We start from the raw sequence: 16,161 nt of genomic DNA on the forward strand, positions 1-16,161 counted from the left end.
TCCTCACAGGCGCAGCCAGGGCGTCCCCGTTTCCTTCGCTTCGGCCTGGCCGAGCGCCTCCAGGAAGGTGTCGCACCACCAGTGCACGTCGTAGCGGCGCAGGGTGGCCAGCAGCGCGCCGTGGCGCTGGCGCCGCTCCTCCAGCCCCATCTGCAGGGCCAGGTGGATGGTGGCGGCCGTCCCTTCGATGTCGTAGGGGTTGACCATCAGCGCTTCCTTCAGCTGCTCGGCCGCGCCGGCGAAGCGCGACAACACCAGCACGCCGGGGTCCTGCGGGTCCTGCGCCGCGATGTATTCCTTGGCCACCAGGTTCATGCCGTCGCGCAGCGGCGTCACCAGCGCGACCTGGCTGGCGCGGTACAGGCCCGGTAGCCGCGCCCGCGCCACGGTGCGGTGCATGTAGCGCACCGGCATCCAGTCCAGCTCGCCGTAGTTGCCGTTGATGGCGCCGCACAGGCTCTCCAGCTCGTGCAGGATGTCGGTATAGGCGCTGACGTCCTCGCGGCTGGGGGAGGCGATCTGGATCAGGGTGGCGCTCTGCCGCGTCTCCGGGTAGCGCGCCAGCAGCTCGCCGAAGGCGCGGATGCGCTGCGGCAGGCCCTTGGAGTAGTCCAGCCGGTCCACCCCCACCAGCACCTTGCGGCGCGAGTACTCGCGCCGCATGCGGGCGTACATCTCCTGCGCCTCCGGCGCCTGCGTCAAAGCCTCGAAATCGCCGACGTCGATGCCGATCGGCAGCGCCATCGGGTGGATGGTGCGGTTGAACACGCGCCAGCGGCCGCCGCCCGCATCCTGCGCATGGGCCTCCGACTGGATGTAGCTGCAGAAGTGCTCGTGGTCGGCCACGCTCTGGAAGCCGACGGCGTCGTACGAGCACAGGCCCTTCATCAGCCAGTCGTGGCCGGGGATGGCCGCCAGGATCAGCGGCGGCGGCAGCGGAATGTGCAGGAAGTAACCGATGCGCTGGCTGCAGCCCAGCGCCCGCAGCTCGGCGGCCAGCGGGATCAGGTGGTAGTCGTGCACCCAGATCACGTCGTCCGGCCGCAGCAGCGGCAGCAGTGTGCGCGCGAACATCTGGTTGACCCGCCGGTAGCCCTCGATCGCGCCGGGATCGAAGGCCGCCAGGTCCAACCGGTAATGGAACACCGGCCACAGCACGCCGTTGGAGTAGCCGACGTAGTACGACTGGTAGTCGGCCGGGCTCAGATCCACCGTGGCCAGCTTGACCGGGCCGGCCTGATGCAGGTGCACCTGCGGTTCGCCGCCGTTCTCGGACAGCTTGCCGCTCCAGCCGAACCACAGGCCGCCGCTGCGCTGGAGCACCTCGCCCAGCGCCACCGCCAGGCCGCCGGCGGCGGTCTTGCGCGGATCGGCGACACGGTTGGAGACGACAACGATGCGGGCCATGGGCTCCGGCTTTCAGATCACGGTGTCCCACGACGCCGACAGGCGCACCGCGGCGTTGATCAGGCCGACCATCGAATAGGTCTGCGGGAAGTTGCCCCACATCTCGCCGGTCTGCGCGTGGGTGTCCTCCGACAGCAGCCCGAGCGGGTTGCGGCTGCGCAGCATGAGCTCGAAGATCTCGCGCGCCTGGCTCTTGCGGCCGATGCGCGCCAGCGCGTCGATGCGCCAGAAGGTACAGATGTTGAACGCGGTCTCGGGCTTGCCGAAGTCGTCGGCCGCCTCGTAGCGGCGCATGAAGGGGCCGTCGGACAGGCTCTTTTCCAGTGCATCGACGGTGGCCACGAAACGCGGGTCGCGCGGGTCGATGAAGTTCACCTCGGCCATCAGCAGCGCGCTGGCATCCAGGTCGCGCCCGCCGAAGCTCTCGGCAAAGGCCTGGCGTTCCTCGCTCCAGGCTTCGCGCAGGATGCGCTCGCGGATGGTCTCGGCGCGCTCGCGCCAGTGGTCCGCCCGGTCCTTCAGGCCCAGCGTCGCGGCCACCTTGGCCAGCCGGTCGCAGGCGGCCCAGCCCATCAGCGCCGACGAGGTGTGGATGCGCGCGCGCGTGCGCAGCTCCCACATGCCGGCGTCGGGCGTGTCGTAGACCCGGAACGCCTGCTCGCCGACCGCCTCCAGCGAGGCGAACTCGGCGCGGCCGGAGCGCCGCAGCAGGCGGTGGTCATGGAACGCCTGGGCCGCACCCAGCACGATGTTGCCGTACACGTCGTGCTGGAAGTGCTCGGCCGCCTGGTTGCCCACCCGCACCGGCCCCATGCCGCGGTAGCCGGCCAGGTGGCCCAGGATGGCCTCGGGCAGCTGCTCCTCCTGGCCGACGCCGTACAGCGGCTGGATGTGGCCGCCGCGCGAGCGCACGATCACGTTGTTCAGCCAGCGCAGGTACTCCTCCATGGTCGCCACTTCGGAGATGCTGTTGAGCGCGCGCACCACGAAGAAGGCGTCGCGCAGCCAGCAGTAGCGGTAGTCCCAGTTGCGCCCGCTGTCGGGCGCCTCGGGGATGCTGGTGGTCATGGCCGCGACGATCGCGCCGGTGTCCTCGAACAGCGACAGCTTGAGCGTGATGGCGGCGCGGATCACCGCGTCCTGCCACTCCAGGGGCAGCGATAGCGACCGCGTCCAGTGGCGCCAGTAGGCGGCGGTGTCCTGCTCGAACGCGCGCGCCGTGTCCTCGATGCCGCCGGTGAGCGTCTCGTCGGGCCCGAGGATGAAGTTCAGCGGCCGGTCGACCACGAAGAAGGTCTCGGACAGGATGTACTCGATCGGCGCGTCGGTGTTCACGCGCAGCGTCTGGCCCGGCCCGACGAAGCGGATGTGGGTGCTGCCGCGCGTGACCTCCGGCTTGTGCCGGCCCCAGTCGAAGCGCGGCCGCAGCACCACCCGCACGCGCGGCGTGCCGCCCAGCACGCGCACCCGGCGGATCAGCGTCAGCGGCCGGAAGGTGCGGTTGCGGCTCCAGAAGCGCGGCGCGAAGTCGGAGATCTCGATGCCCTGGCCCTGGCTGTCGTACAGGCGGGTACGCAGGATCGCCGTGTTCGGCTCGTACTGGTGCTCGCTGCGCGCGAAGTCCTCCAGTTCGAAGGCCCACAGGGCTGCCTGCTCGCTGGGGTCCAGCAGCGCGTTGAAGACCGGGTCGCCGTCGAAGCGCGGCAGGCAGCACCAGACGACGCTGCCGCGCTCATCGATCAACGCGCTGTACGAGCAGTTGCCGACCAGGCCGAGGTTCAGGTTGGGGATCGAGGTGTTGGCTTTCATGACGGCATCACGCCTTTCGTGGCGGCAGGCGCGGCCCGGCTCATGCCCGGTCCTTGCGGGCGACCTTCATGGCCACCGCACTTTCGAATTCCAGGCGCAGCGCGCCGGGGTGCGACAGGCGCTGCCAGGCCACGGTCGGACCCTCGCCGACCTTCACGCCCAGCCCGCCCAGCCGCTGCACGGCGGCGAAGCCGGCCTCGTCGGTGACGTCGTCACCGATGAACACCGGCGTGCGGCCGGCGAACGGCGGCTCGCGCAGGAATGCCTCGATCGCGCTGCCCTTGCTGGCGCCGCCGGGCTTGGCCTCGACCACCATCTTGCCGCGCAGCAGCGCCAGGCCGGGCGACTGGTCCACCGCCTGCTCCATCGCCTCGATGCACAGGGCCTCGAGCTGCGGCGCCCGCCGGTAGTGCAGCGCCAGCGACCGGTCCTTGTGCTCCAGCAGCAGCTCGGGGTGCCGCGCCACCAGCGCCCGCGCCGCGACCTCCACGACCTCCAGCGGATGCGGCGGCAGGTGCGCCAGGTCGCCATTGGCTGCGCGCCGTTCGGCGCCATGCACGCCCGCCACGGGCAGCCGCAGCGGGTCGAGGAAGCTGTCGATTTCCCGGATCGGACGGCCGCTCACCACGGCCACTGCGCCGCCCAGGTACTGCTGCAGGGTGCCCAGCAAGGGCACCAGCCCGGAGGGGACGACGACGGCGCCGGGTTCCGGCGCGATGTCCACCAGCGTGCCGTCGAAGTCCAGGAACAGCGCGCAGGCCGGACTCAGGATGTCGACGAAATTCATGGGTCCTGACCGTATCACGCGGGCGGCGCCCGGAAGCCGGCAGGGCTACCGTGGCCCTGCGTAGGACGCGGCCGACAGCCGGCGATCAGGCCGGCTGCTGCGCGTACAGGCCGGCGAGCGAACGGAAGCCCTTGACCTCGATCGGATTGCCGCACGGGTCGCAGAAGAACATCGTCCACTGCTCGCCGGGCTGGCCGGCATAGCGCAGGTGCGGCTCGATGATGAAGGCGGTGCCGGCGTCGCGCAGCCGCTGCGCCATCGCCTGCCACTGCGGCAGCTCCAGCACCAGGCCGAAGTGCGGCATCGGCACCAATTGGTCTCCCACGCGGCCGGTGCGGGTGGTGGCGAACGGCGTGCCCAGGTGCAGCGACAGCTGGTGGCCTTCGAAGTCGAAATCGACCCAGGTGTCGGTGCTGCGGCCCTCGGCGCAGCCGAGGACGCCGCCGTAGAAGCGGCGCGCCTCGTCGAGGTCGGTCACGTGGAAGGCGAGGTGGAATAAGCTTGCCATTCCGCAAGACTACTGCACGCCACCCGCCATGGACTACTCGCGCTATCGCACCCTTGCCATCAGCCGCCGCGGTCCCGGCGATTCGGTGCTCGACATCGTCATGCGCGCGGGCAACGGCAAGCTGCCCACGGCCGGCCACGACGGCCACCGGGAACTGACGGAGATCTGGCGCGACGTCTCGGCCGACGACAGCGTGCGCTGCGCCGTGCTGCGCGGCGAGGGCCAGGGCTTTTCCGGCGGCGGCGACCTGTCGCTGGTGCAGGACATGACCACCGACTTCGAGGTGCGCAGCCGGGTCTGGAAGGAGGCGCGCGACCTGGTCTACAACGTGATCAACTGCGACAAGCCGATCGTCAGCGCCATGCACGGTCCGGCGGTGGGCGCCGGGCTGGTGGCCGGGCTGCTGGCCGACATCCCGATCGCGGCGAAGAGCGCCAAGATCGTCGACGGCCACACCCGGCTGGGCGTGGCGGCCGGCGATCATGCGGCGATCGTCTGGCCGCTGCTGTGCGGCATGGCCAAGGCCAAGTACTACCTGATGCTGTGCGAGCCGGTCAGCGGCGAGGAGGCCGAGCGCATCGGGCTGGTGGCGCTGGCGGTCGAAGACAGTCAGTTGGTGCCCAAGGCCTACGAAGTCGCCGACCGCCTGGCCCAGGGCAGCCAGAGCGCGATCCGCTGGACCAAGTACGCGCTCAACAACTGGCTGCGCCAGGCCGGGCCGGCGTTCGACACCTCGCTGGCGCTCGAGTTCATGGGCTTCGGCGGGCCCGACGTGCGCGAGGGCGTGGCGTCGCTGCGCGAGCGCCGGGCGCCGAAGTTCCCGGGCGCCTGACCGGCGCGGCCGCTTGCGCCAGGTCAAGCACGCCCGCACCCGGCGCACGGCGGCCGGCCACCCATCGATAATCGCCGCCATGCAGCGCCTGCGCCAAGCCCGCTTCCTCGCCCGCCTCGTGCTGGCCTGGTTCGCGCTGGCCATCGGCGTGGCCATCGCCTCGCCGGTGGCCCAGCCGCAGGCGCTGGAGCTGGTGTGCAGCGGCGGCACGATGAAGCTGCTGGTCAAGGCCGATTCCGGCGGTGAGCCGGCCACCAGCCACACCCTCGACTGCCCGCTGTGCGCCAGCGTGGCGCCGCCCCCGCCGGTCATCCGAGCCGCTACGGTGCTGCCGCCGGTCGGCGCGATGGAGCGGTCGATCCCCGCCCGGTCCCCGGTTGCGCGCCCGGCGGCGCCGCTGCCGGCCCGCGGCCCGCCGGCCCGCCTGGCCTGAACCCTGCTCCGGCCGCGTTCTGCGCGCGCCGGCCCGTTCCGTTTTCCAGGCGGCCGCAAGGGCCGATCACCATGAAGAGAATGCTTCTTGCCAGCTCGGGGGCCGCTGCCCTTGGCTGCGCGCTTCCCGCTCTCGCGCACATTTCGCTGGAGTACCCCGTGGCCCCGGCCGCCAGCAGCTACAAGGCCACCTTCAAGGTCGGCCATGGCTGCGGCCCCTCCGCCACCCGCCAGTTGAGCGTGGCGATCCCGGACGGCGTGTCCGGCGCACGGCCCATGCCCAAGCCGGGCTGGACCGTGGCGGTCGAGCGCGCGCCGCTGGCCAAGCCGGTGTCGTCGCACGGACGCACGCTCACCGACCGCGTGGCGCGCATCACCTGGACCGCGCGCACGCCGGCCGACGCGCTGCCGTCCGACCAGTACGACGAGTTCGTGCTGGTCGCGCAACTGCCGGCCCAGGCCGGCACCCTGCACTGGCCGGTGAGCCAGGTGTGCGAGCAGGGACGCACCGACTGGACGCAGGTGCTGCAGCCCGGGCAGCCGGCGTCCGAGCTGCAGCAGCCGGCCGCCGCCCTCGAAATCCTGCCGGCCGCCGGTGGCGGCCACCGCCATTGAGCCACGAAAGGAAACCACGATGAACGCGACTTCCAGGACCCTGCTGGGCGCCCTGCTGGCGCTTGCCTCCACCGCCGCCGCCTGGGCCCAGGCCACGGCCCCCGTCACCGTCATGGCGCCGTGGGCGCGCGCCAGCGTGCAGGGCCAGCGCGCCTCCGGCGCCTTCATGACGCTGGTGGCCAAAGAGCCGCTGACGCTGGTCGGCGCTGCGAGTCCCGTGGCCGGCTTTGCCGAAGTGCACGAGATGAAGATGGAAGGCGAGGTGATGCGCATGCGCCCGATCGCCAGCCTGGAGCTCAAGCCCGGCCAGCCAGTCCAGCTCAAGCCGGGCGGCTACCACCTGATGCTGCAGGAGCTCAAGGCGCCCCTGGCCGTGAACACCAGCATCCCGCTGACCCTGAGCTTCAAGACCGCCGCGGGCGAGCCGCGCGAACTGCAGCTGCAGGTACCGGTGTCGGCGACGCCGCCGCGCGAGGCCGGCGCTGCCGACGCGCACGGGCACAGGAAGCACTGATCGGCAAGCCGTCGGCGCCTTTTGCCGCGCCGACGGCTTTTCCTGTCGCAATGCTCTAAGCTGCCGCATTCCCACACGAAAGGCGGCAGCCATGAGCGAGCAAGACCCCCTGGGCTTCGGCAAGTTCGTTCCCGGGTTCGATTTCCTGCAGAACCTGGCCCGGGGCGCCGGCCAGGCGATTCCGCAGATGCCCAACCTGGGCAACTGGGTCGCGCCCACGCTCAACGTCGAGGAGCTGGACAAGCGCATCGACGAGCTCAAGGCGGTGCACTTCTGGCTGGACCAGAACTCCAAGGCGCTGGCCGCCACCATCCAGGCGTTGGAGGTGCAGAAGATGACCCTGGCGACGCTCAAGGGCATGAACTTCAACATGGGCGACGTGGCCAATGCGTTCAAGCTCAAGGCCGCCGACACGGTGCTGGGCGGGGTGCAGAAGGTCACCGAGACGGCGGCCGGTGCCGCCGGCACCGTCTCGGGCGTGGCGCGCGCCGCGCCCGGGCGCAAGACCGGCGGCAAGGCCGCCGCCAAGGCCGGCAACGGCGTGGTCGATCCGCTGCAGTGGTGGGGTGCGCTGACCCAGCAGTTCCAGCAGATCGCGGCCGACGCGCTGAAGGATGCCAGCCGCAACACCGCCGTCGATGCGGCCCGCCACATGGCCGCCGGCATGGCCAAGGATGCCTTCAAGTCGGCCGGCGAGGTGGTGCGCGCGGCCACGCCCGGGGCCGGCGCGGCGAAGAAGGCCGCCCGCAAGCCGGCCGGCACGGCTGCCAAGGGACGCCAGGCCGCGGCCCGCAAGCGAACCCCCAGCCGCTGAAGGACTGTCGCGCGATGAAGCTGTTCCCCTTCGCGCATGCCACCCACCCGCAATGGCCGATGGCGGCCGGGCTGGTGCTGGCGCAGTTGCGCGCCCAGATGGCGCTGCCCGAGTACGCCGCCGCGCCCACGCTGGGGCTGCTGTACATCACCGACCACTACGCCGCGCAGGCGCAGGACATCCTCGACCACCTCTCGGCCGAGTTGCCGGAAGTGACCGACTGGTCGGGCACCGTGGGCGTGGGCATCGCCTCCAGCAACGTCGAGTACTTCGACGAGCCGGCCCTGGCGGTCATGCTGTGCGCCGTGCCGCCGCACCAGTACCGGGTGTTCTCCGGCGTGGCGCCGCTCGGCACGGTCGAGGGCATGGGCTTCGAGCCACACACCGCGCTGGTGCATGCCGATGCCTCCACTCCCGAGCTGGGCGAGCTGGTGGCCGAGATGGCCGAGCGCACCGCCACCGGCTACCTGTTCGGCGGGCTGGCGGCCAGCCGCGGCGACACGGTGCAGTTCGCCGTCGGCGGCAACGGCAACATCCGGGGCCAGGGCAAGGCCGGCGGCGTGTTCCGCGGCGGCCTGTCGGGCGTGGCCTTCGGCGAGGGCGTCCAACTCGTCTCGCGCGTCACCCAGGGTTGCCAGCCGCTCGGCCGCGAGCGGCGGGTCATCGCCGCCGAGGACAACGTGCTGCTGTCGCTGGACGGCGAGCCGGCGCTGGACGTGCTGCTGCAGGAGGCGCAGATCTCCCTGGACCGGCCCGAGGCCGCGATCGCCCGGCTGCGCGCCACGCTGGTCGGCCTGACGGCGCCCGGCGGCGACGTGATGGCGCGCGGCGGCACGTTCGGCACCGACGTCGAGGTGCGCCACATCATCGGCCTGGACCCGGGCCGGCGCGGCGTGGCCGTGGCCAGCCGGGTCGAGCCGGGCATGCGCATGGCGTTCTGCAACCGCAACGCGCCGGCGGCGCGCGCCGACCTGATGCGCATCTGCGCCGAGATCCGCGAGGAGCTGGAGCCCGAGGAGATGCCGCAGACCGTGGCCGCCGCGCTGGCGGCACCGGAGGCGCAGGCCGCGCCCAACCCGGCGCGGCGCATCGCCGGCGCCGTCTATGTCAGTTGCGCCGGCCGCGGCGGCCCGCATTTCGGCGGCCCCAGCGCCGAGCTGCAGATCGTGCGGCACGCGCTCGGCGACGTGCCGCTGGTGGGCTTCTTCGCCGGCGGCGAGATCGCGCGCCACCACCTGTACGGCTACACCGGCGTGCTGACGGTGTTCCGCTGAAGTCCGCTCAGCGCCGCAGCCGGGCGAAGGCCTCGAATTCCCAGCTGCGCATCGCCAGCACCAGCGTGTAGCCCTCGCGGTCCTTCTCCGCCAGCTTCTGGTCGGCCTGGTGCTGCTGGGCGAAGTCCTGCGCCAGCCGCTGCATGCGGTCCACGAACGAGGGCGCGATCGAGCGGCTCACCGAGCCGTGCACCAGCAGCACCCCTTCGCCCGCGCCGTCGAAGCCGCCGGCGAAATAGTCCAGCACCGCGTGCTCGCGGAAGTACGTCATCACCGGCCCGTGCGGGCGCCAGCGGAAGGCCTTGGCGAGCTTGAGCCGGTAGCGGTTGAGCGGGCGCAGCTCGATGATGCCGATGCGATCGAGCTGGACCAGGTACTTGATGCACTCGGCTTCGCCCAGGCGGTAGCTGCCGGTGATCTGCTCCAGCGTCCATTGGCTCAGCACGCAGATCGCCACCAGCAGCAGCTTCTTGTCGGCCACCACCGCCCGCTCCTGCTCCTGGGTGAGCTCCTTGAGCAGCGGCTGGGCGTCGGCCACGCGGCGCGCCAGCTCGGCGAAATCCAGCTTGAGCGCGCGGCACACCGCGTCCACCCGCGACAGCGACATGTCGCCCCTGGCCAGCATGCGCTTGACGCTGGACTCGGCCATGCCCAGCCGCTGCGCCAGGTCGGCGTAGGTCAGCCGCGCGGCTTTCAGCTCCTGTTTCAGCGCCAGCACGAGGTCGGCCGTGGTGCTCATGGTCGGTATCGCCTTTCGATACTGGAGGGTCAATGGAGCGGCAATGTAACTGGAATCCCGCACTCCCCCCTGGCGCCCGCAGCAGACTGCGCCACCCTTTTCGAACCGAGGAGCCCGCATGTCCCCTGATCCCGCCCTGCCCCGCGAAGCCCGCCTGCTGGTGGCGGTGCTGGCCTCGATCGCCCTGGCCGTGTTCGGTCCGGCGCTGGCCGCGTTGGCTGTCCTTCCGGTGATTGCGGGATGGCGCCCGGTAGGGCGCGGCATGCAGAATCGGCGCCAACTGCCGATGCATGCAGAGTGACCAGAGGAGGAGACACCATGACCACGACCGCTGTCGCCGCGGGGTCGCCGGCCGCAGGCCCGCACGGGCATCCCAACCAGTTCGCGCTGCTGCGGCAGAGGCGCTTCGCGCCCTTCTTCTGGACCCAGTTCTCGGGCGCCGCCAACGACAACCTGTTCAAGTTCGCGTTCACCGTGATGGTGACCTACCAGCTGCAGCTGGCCTGGCTGCCGCCGGCGCTGGCCGGGCTGGTGATCGGCGCGCTGTTCATCCTGCCCTTCCTGCTGTTCTCGGCCACCAGCGGCCAGCTGGCCGACAAGTATGACAAGCGGGTGCTGATCCGCTTCGTCAAGTGGCTGGAGGTGGCGATCATGGGGGTGGCCGCCTGGGGCTTCTTCGCCGCCCACGTGCCAGCGCTGCTGGCATGCACCTTCCTGATGGGACTGCACTCGACACTGTTCGGACCGGTCAAGTTCGCCTACCTGCCGCAGCACCTGAACGAGCGCGAACTGACCGGCGGCAACGGCATGGTGGAGATGGGCACCTTCGTGGCCATCCTGCTGGGCAACGTGGCCGGCGGGCTGATCGTCGCCGTGCCGGAGGTCGGGCCGCAGTGGGTGGGCTGGTCCTGCATCGCGCTGGCGCTGCTGGGACGGGCCTTCGCCCAGTTCATCCCCGCCTCGCCGGCCACCGACCCCGGGCTGGCCATCAACTGGAATCCGTTCACCGAAACCTGGCGCAACCTGAAGCTCGCGCGCCGGAACGTGGTGGTGTTCCGTTCCCTGCTGGGGATCAGCTGGATGTGGTTCTTCGGCGCAGTCTTCCTCAGCCAGTTCCCCAGCTTCGCCAAGGAGGTGCTGCACGGCAACGAACAGGTCGCCTCACTGCTGCTGGTCGTCTTCTCGGTGGGCATCGGCGCCGGCTCGCTGCTGTGCGAGGTGCTGTCGCGCCGGCACGTGGAGATCGGCCTGGTGCCGCTCGGCGCCATCGGCATGAGCGTGTTTGCCGTCGACCTGTACTTCGCCTCGCGCGGCCTGCCGCCGTCGCCGGCGCTGTCGCTTGGCGCCTTCCTGGCGCAGCCGGAGTACTGGCGCGTGATGGCCGACCTGGCGCTGCTGTCGCTCTTTGCCGGCCTGTACAGCGTGCCGATGTACGCGCTGATCCAGTTGCGTGCGCAGCCGACGCACCGCGCCCGCATCATCGCCGCCAACAACATCCTGAACGCGCTGTTCATGATCGCCAGCGCGCTGATCGCCGGCGCGTTGCTCAAGGCCGGCGCCAGCATCCCGCAGATCTTCCTGCTGGTGGGGCTGGCCAACGCGGTGGTGGCGTTCTACATCTTCCTGCTGGTGCCCGAGTACCTGCTGCGCTTCGTGGCCTGGTTCGCCTCGCGCGTCGTCTACCGCTTCAAGGTCCGCGGCGACGAACACATCCCGGTGCAGGGCGCGGCAATCCTGGCCTGCAACCACGTCAGCTTCATCGACGCCGTGCTGCTGATGGCGGCCAGCCCGCGCCCGATCTACTTCGTCATGGACCACCGGATCTTCCGCTTTCCGGTCCTGGGCGGGCTGTTCCGGCTGGCGCGGGCGATCCCGATCGCGCCGCAGAAGGACGACCCGGCCGTGTACGCCGCCGCCTTCGAGCGGGCCGCCCAGGTGCTGCGCGAAGGCGACTTGCTGGCGATCTTTCCGGAAGGTGCGATCACCAGCGACGGGCACCTGCAGCCGTTCAAGGCCGGGATCATGAAGGTGCTGGAGCGCGCGCGCGCCGAGGGGCTGGAGCCGCCGGTGGTGCCGATGGCGCTGACCCACCTGTGGGGCTCGTTCTTCAGCCGCATCGAGCGGGGCCGCGCCATGGTGCGGCCGTTCCGCCGCGGCGTGTTCAGCCGGGTCGGGCTGAACGTGGGCGAGCCGCTGCCCGCTGCGGCCATGCACCCTGCCGCGCTGCAGGCCCGGGTGGCGCAACTGCTGGCCGCCTGAGGGCCGGTGCGCAGGCGGCTGGCGGTATCGGAAAGCGATACCGGTGGGCGCGCCGGGGCAGTTCCCACAATCGGACGGCGACTTCTGCGCCTGCGATGGAGAGACTCGCGCCCCATGTCCAACCCTCTCCAAGAGGTCTGCATGCAAGTCTCCGTTCCCCGCGACACCCGCGCCTGGCAGCTCCAGGTCTGGATTTCCTTCGCGCTCGCCGTGTTCCTGTGCGGCGTCGGGCTCGCCTGGCTGCCGGGCAAGGACCTGGACCGCGCGTTCATGGTGATGGGCTACTTCTTCTGCCTCTCCGCCGCCTTCGTGCTGGCCAAGTTCGTTCGCGACAGCGAGAAGTCCCGCCTTTCGGCCGCGGGCGCCACCGATACCCCGCTGTTCACGTTCGTGGTCTGGGGCGGCTTCATCCTCGCCATGGCCCTGACCGGCTGGGGCCTGCTGCGCATGGAGATCAACCAGACCTACAAGGCCTACCTCGGGGTCAGCTGGCTCTACCTGATCACCTGCACCTTCACGCTGGCCAAGACCTTGCGCGACCGGCACGAGGCCGACCTGGCGGAGTCCCGCCTGCGGGCCAGCCATGGCCATCCGGCGGCCTGAACCGAAAACCGCGCATCACCAAGGATCGATCATGAAGCTTCGTTACCTGGCCCTCGTCATGTCCGCCGGGCTGCTGCTGTCTGGCGGCGCCCGGGCCCACAACGACCTGTCGGCGGTGAGTGCCGTCTCGGCGCTGCCCGTGGCATCGGTTGCCCTGGGCGCCAGCGCAGCCGCCGGAGCTGTCGTTGCCATGCCGGTGGCGCTGTCGGCCAGCGGTGCCGTGCTGATGGTCAAGGCCGTGGAGGCCAGCGCCCGCGGCACCGTCTACCTGCTGGAGCGTGCGTCGGACGGCGCCCGCGCCAGCGTCGAAGTCGCCAGCCGCGCCGCCGGCACGGCCTCGCTCGCCGTCGGCACCGCCGTCACCGTGACAGTCGTCGCCAGCGGCGTGATCCTGTCGGCTGCCGGCGAGGCCATCGCCTTCATCCCGAACGCGATCGGCCAGGCGCTGTTGCACAACGAGCGGATCACCCCGTGAGGACCGCACCCCTGTTGCGAGGCGCATTGGCGGCGCTGGTCGCGTTCCTGCTGCTGGCCGGCACCGCCGCCCACGCCGGCCGCTCCTGCGAGACGCGCAAGCTGACGCCCCAGGCGCTCGAGCGCGGACTCGAACTCGCCGAACGCACGCGCCAGGTCCTGGAGGCCGAGCACGAACGCACCGGCCTGCAGGTGGTGGTGCTGGCCCGCGCCGGCCAGGACCTGTCGAAGTACGGGTTGCGCTGGTCGCACCTGGGGTTCGCCTATCGGGAGGCGACGCCAGCACGTCCCGTCTGGCGCGTGGTGCACAAGCTCAATCACTGCGGAACCGCCGACGGCGCGCTCTATCGCCAGGGCCTCGGCGAGTTCTTCCTGGATGATTTGTGGCGCCAGCAGGCCGCCTGGTCGCCGTTGCCGCCGGCGCTGCAGGCGGGGCTGCTGCCGGTGCTGCGCGACGATGCACGGTTGGCGGCGCTGCACCACAAGCCGTACAGCATGGTCAGCTACGCCTGGGGCAGCCGCTACCAGCAGTCCAACCAGTGGGCCATCGAGACGCTGGCGCTGGCGCAGCCGCAAGCCGTGTCCGGCCGCGCGCAGGCGCAGGCCTGGCTGGCGGCGCAGGGCTACCAGCCGACGGTCCTGAAGCTGGGGCCGCTGACCCGCCTGGGCGGCCGCATGACGGCCGCCAACATCGCCTTCGACGATCATCCGGACGCGAAGCGCTTTTCCGACCGCATCGAAACCGTGACGGCCGATTCCGTGTTCGCCTGGTTGCCGCGCGCCGGACTGGGTGCGGCACCCCGGACCCTGCAACTGGATTGAGGAGACCCCATGGGCAAAGCCCTGCGCCTGTCCGAGAAATGGTTCCGCCGCGGCCTTTGGCTGGTGGCGGTCGTGTTCGCCGGCTTCCTGACCGGGCTGGGCGGCACCATCGTCGGCGACCTGCCCAAGGTGGAGCAGCGGCTCGCGCTCGACGACTTCCTGGACCGTGCCGCGGCCGACCGCCTGCGCGCCGACATCAAGGCCGGCGAGCGGGCCCAGCGCGACGCCCAGTCGGCGCTGGAGCAGGCCCGCCTCAAGCTGCAGGTGGCGCGGGCCGATTCGAACAGTGCACGCGAGACCTTCAACAACTGGCTGGCGACGCGGCGTGCCACCCAGTTGGCGGAGCAGGATCCCGAGCTGCTGGCGCGCACCCGCCAGCTCGATGCGCTGAAGCAAACCGAGCGCAGCGCACAGGCGGCCGTGGAGCAGCAGGACCAGGCTGTGCTGGACGCGCGCCAGCGGCAGGAGCGCTCGCGGCTGGCGTTGACGGAGATGCAGCAGGAGGCCGGCCAGCGGCTGTCGGCCGAGCAGCGCAAGGTGGAGTTGCGCGTGTTCCTGTACCGGCTGGCGCTCACCCTGCCGCTGCTGGTGGTCGCCGGCTGGCTGTTCCGCCACAAGCGCAAGGGCACGTACTGGCCGTTCGTGTGGGGTTTCATCCTGTTCGCCCTGTTCACCTTCTTCGTCGAGCTGGTGCCCTACCTGCCCAGCTACGGCGGCTATGTGCGCTATGCGGTGGGCATCGTCATCACCGTGCTGGCGGGCCGGCAGGCGATCCTGGCGCTGGACCGCTACCTGCAGCGGCAGAAGGCGGCGGAGCAGAAACCCGACGCCGAGCGGCGCGAGGAGCTGCCCTACGACACCGCGCTGGCGCGCCTGGCCAAGGGCGTGTGCCCGGGCTGCGAGCGGCCGGTGGACCTGAAGAACGAGAAGATCGACTTCTGCCCGCACTGCGGCATCGGCCTGTTCGACCGCTGCGGGAACTGCGCCACGCGCAAGAATGCCTTCGCCCGCTTCTGCCACGCCTGCGGCAGCGGCGCGGCGCCCGGCTTCACCCGGCTGGTGACCGAAGGCGCCTGAACCCGGCGCCGGCCGGGCGCGTCAGACGCCGCGGGCGCGGTCCTCGCGGAAGCGCCGCGCGAAGTCGGCGAAGCGCTGCGCCTCCAGCGCCTCGCGGACCTCGCGCATCAGGTTCAGGTAGTAGTGCAGGTTGTGGATGCTGGCCAGCATCGGCGCCAGCATCTCGCCGCAGCGCTCCAGGTGGTGCAGGTAGGCGCGCGAGAAGCCGCCGCTCACGCTGCCGTCGGGGCGCGCTTGGCCGCGGCAGGTGTAGCAGCTGCAGGTCTCGTCCAGCGGTCGCTCGTCGCTGCGATGGCGCGCGTTGCGGATCTTCAGGTCGCCGAAGCGGGTGAACAGGTGGCCGTTGCGCGCGTTGCGGGTCGGCATCACGCAGTCGAACAGGTCCACCCCGTTGGCCACGCCGTCCACCAGGTCCTCCGGCGTGCCCACGCCCATCAGGTAGCGCGGCTTGTGCGCCGGCAGCCGGTGCGGCGTGTGGGCGACGATGCGCTGCATGTCCTCCTTGGGCTCGCCCACGCTGACGCCGCCGATGGCGTAGCCGGGAAAGTCCATCTCGACCAGCGCGGCCAGCGATTCCTCGCGCAGGTGCTCGAACATGCCGCCCTGCACGATGCCGAACAGCGCGTTCGGGTTCTCCAGCCGGGCGAACTCGGCCTGGCAGCGCACCGCCCAACGGCGCGACAGTTCCATCGAAAAGCGCGCCTCGGCCTCGGTGGTGAGGTGGCCCTTGGTCTCGTACGGCGTGCACTCGTCGAACTGCATGACGATGTCGCTGTTCAGCGCGGTCTGCACCTGCATCGACACCTCGGGGGTGAGGAACAGGCGGTCGCCGTTGACCGGCGAGGCGAACTTCACGCCCTCCTCGCTGATCTTGCGCATCTCGCCCAGGCTCCAGACCTGGAAGCCGCCGGAGTCGGTCAGGATCGGCCGCTCCCAACCCTCGAAGCGGTGCAGGCCGCCGAACTGCGCCAGCACGTCCAGCCCGGGGCGCATCCACAGGTGGAAGGTGTTGCCCAGGATGATCTGCGCGCCCATCTCTTCCAGCGAGCGCGGGGTCACGCCCTTGACCGTGCCGTAGGTGCCCACCGGCATGAAGATCGGCGTCTGCACCACGCCGTGGTTGAGGGTCAGGCGGCCGCGCCGGGCGCGGCCTTCGGTGGCGAGGATTTCGAATTGCAGCATTCGTGTGTGAGGT

General features: G+C 70.9%; 18 protein-coding genes. 12 read left to right on the forward strand and 6 right to left on the reverse strand.

Annotated features, from left to right (window positions below; translation table 11 throughout):
• Positions 1-3 precede the first annotated feature (3 nt).
• The 4 genes from PE066_RS11860 to PE066_RS11875 all read right to left on the reverse strand — a co-directional run bounded on the left by PE066_RS11860 (position 4) and on the right by PE066_RS11875 (position 4,511).
• Positions 4-1,407 carry an alpha,alpha-trehalose-phosphate synthase (UDP-forming) gene (locus tag PE066_RS11860; protein WP_271232747.1) on the reverse strand — a complete coding sequence of 468 codons (1,404 nt, stop codon included), beginning with the start codon at positions 1,405-1,407 and terminating at the stop codon, positions 4-6.
• Positions 1,408-1,419: 12 nt separating this feature from the next.
• On the reverse strand, positions 1,420-3,216 hold the full coding sequence (locus tag PE066_RS11865) for a glycoside hydrolase family 15 protein (protein WP_271232748.1): 1,797 nt from the start codon (positions 3,214-3,216) through the stop codon (positions 1,420-1,422).
• Positions 3,217-3,256: 40 nt separating this feature from the next.
• Positions 3,257-4,003, reverse strand: a complete 747-nt coding sequence (gene otsB / locus PE066_RS11870; protein WP_271232749.1) for a trehalose-phosphatase — start codon at positions 4,001-4,003, stop codon at positions 3,257-3,259.
• Positions 4,004-4,088: 85 nt separating this feature from the next.
• Positions 4,089-4,511 carry a VOC family protein gene (locus PE066_RS11875; RefSeq protein ID WP_271232750.1) on the reverse strand — a complete coding sequence of 141 codons (423 nt, stop codon included), beginning with the start codon at positions 4,509-4,511 and terminating at the stop codon, positions 4,089-4,091.
• Positions 4,512-4,539: 28 nt separating this feature from the next.
• Between PE066_RS11875 and PE066_RS11880 the strand changes: the two genes are divergently transcribed.
• The 6 genes from PE066_RS11880 (at position 4,540) to PE066_RS11905 (ending at position 8,992) form a co-directional block, all read left to right on the forward strand.
• On the forward strand, positions 4,540-5,343 hold the full coding sequence (locus PE066_RS11880) for an enoyl-CoA hydratase/isomerase family protein (RefSeq protein ID WP_271232751.1): 804 nt from the start codon (positions 4,540-4,542) through the stop codon (positions 5,341-5,343).
• Between the two features lie 79 nt (positions 5,344-5,422).
• Positions 5,423-5,776, forward strand: coding sequence for a DUF2946 domain-containing protein (locus tag PE066_RS11885; protein WP_271232752.1), 354 nt, complete (start codon positions 5,423-5,425; stop codon positions 5,774-5,776).
• Positions 5,777-5,934: 158 nt separating this feature from the next.
• Positions 5,935-6,390, forward strand: coding sequence for a YcnI family copper-binding membrane protein (locus PE066_RS11890; protein ID WP_336298422.1), 456 nt, complete (start codon positions 5,935-5,937; stop codon positions 6,388-6,390).
• 19 nt (positions 6,391-6,409) lie between these two features.
• Entirely contained in the window at positions 6,410-6,904 is a 495-nt protein-coding gene (locus PE066_RS11895) for a copper chaperone PCu(A)C (RefSeq protein WP_271232753.1), read from the forward strand.
• 91 nt (positions 6,905-6,995) lie between these two features.
• Entirely contained in the window at positions 6,996-7,718 is a 723-nt protein-coding gene (locus PE066_RS11900) for a PhaM family polyhydroxyalkanoate granule multifunctional regulatory protein (protein WP_271232754.1), read from the forward strand.
• 14 nt (positions 7,719-7,732) lie between these two features.
• Positions 7,733-8,992: an FIST signal transduction protein gene (locus tag PE066_RS11905; protein WP_271232755.1), complete on the forward strand. Its 1,260-nt coding sequence runs from the start codon at positions 7,733-7,735 to the stop codon at positions 8,990-8,992.
• Positions 8,993-8,999: 7 nt separating this feature from the next.
• On the opposite strand, the gene PE066_RS11910 is transcribed toward PE066_RS11905, so the two are convergent.
• On the reverse strand, positions 9,000-9,731 hold the full coding sequence (locus PE066_RS11910; protein ID WP_271232756.1) for a helix-turn-helix domain-containing protein: 732 nt from the start codon (positions 9,729-9,731) through the stop codon (positions 9,000-9,002).
• A gap of 118 nt (positions 9,732-9,849) precedes the next feature.
• Between PE066_RS11910 and PE066_RS11915 the strand changes: the two genes are divergently transcribed.
• The 6 genes from PE066_RS11915 to PE066_RS11940 all read left to right on the forward strand — a co-directional run bounded on the left by PE066_RS11915 (position 9,850) and on the right by PE066_RS11940 (position 14,966).
• Positions 9,850-10,032: a hypothetical protein gene (locus PE066_RS11915; protein ID WP_271232757.1), complete on the forward strand. Its 183-nt coding sequence runs from the start codon at positions 9,850-9,852 to the stop codon at positions 10,030-10,032.
• Between the two features lie 17 nt (positions 10,033-10,049).
• Positions 10,050-11,990 (forward strand): MFS transporter, encoded by a 1,941-nt coding sequence (locus tag PE066_RS11920; protein ID WP_271232758.1) that lies wholly within the window; start codon positions 10,050-10,052, stop codon positions 11,988-11,990.
• A 141-nt stretch (positions 11,991-12,131) separates the two neighbouring features.
• The gene (locus PE066_RS11925; RefSeq protein ID WP_271232759.1) at positions 12,132-12,593 is read left to right on the forward strand and encodes a YiaA/YiaB family inner membrane protein; all 462 of its coding nucleotides are present in this window, start codon (positions 12,132-12,134) and stop codon (positions 12,591-12,593) included.
• Positions 12,594-12,624: 31 nt separating this feature from the next.
• Positions 12,625-13,068, forward strand: a complete 444-nt coding sequence (locus tag PE066_RS11930) for a hypothetical protein (RefSeq protein WP_271232760.1) — start codon at positions 12,625-12,627, stop codon at positions 13,066-13,068.
• Positions 13,065-13,889, forward strand: a complete 825-nt coding sequence (locus tag PE066_RS11935) for a DUF2145 domain-containing protein (RefSeq protein ID WP_271232761.1) — start codon at positions 13,065-13,067, stop codon at positions 13,887-13,889. The genes PE066_RS11930 and PE066_RS11935 overlap by 4 nt, the downstream gene beginning before the upstream one ends.
• 9 nt (positions 13,890-13,898) lie before the next feature.
• The gene (locus PE066_RS11940) at positions 13,899-14,966 is read left to right on the forward strand and encodes a serine endopeptidase (RefSeq protein ID WP_271232762.1); all 1,068 of its coding nucleotides are present in this window, start codon (positions 13,899-13,901) and stop codon (positions 14,964-14,966) included.
• 21 nt (positions 14,967-14,987) lie between these two features.
• Here the strand turns inward: PE066_RS11940 and tgt are convergent, their stop codons facing one another.
• Positions 14,988-16,148 carry a tRNA guanosine(34) transglycosylase Tgt gene (gene tgt, locus PE066_RS11945; protein WP_271232763.1) on the reverse strand — a complete coding sequence of 387 codons (1,161 nt, stop codon included), beginning with the start codon at positions 16,146-16,148 and terminating at the stop codon, positions 14,988-14,990.
• Positions 16,149-16,161 lie beyond the last annotated feature (13 nt).

The organism is Ramlibacter tataouinensis (assembly GCF_027941915.1).
Taxonomy (GTDB): Bacteria; Pseudomonadota; Gammaproteobacteria; order Burkholderiales; family Burkholderiaceae_C; genus Ramlibacter; species Ramlibacter tataouinensis_C.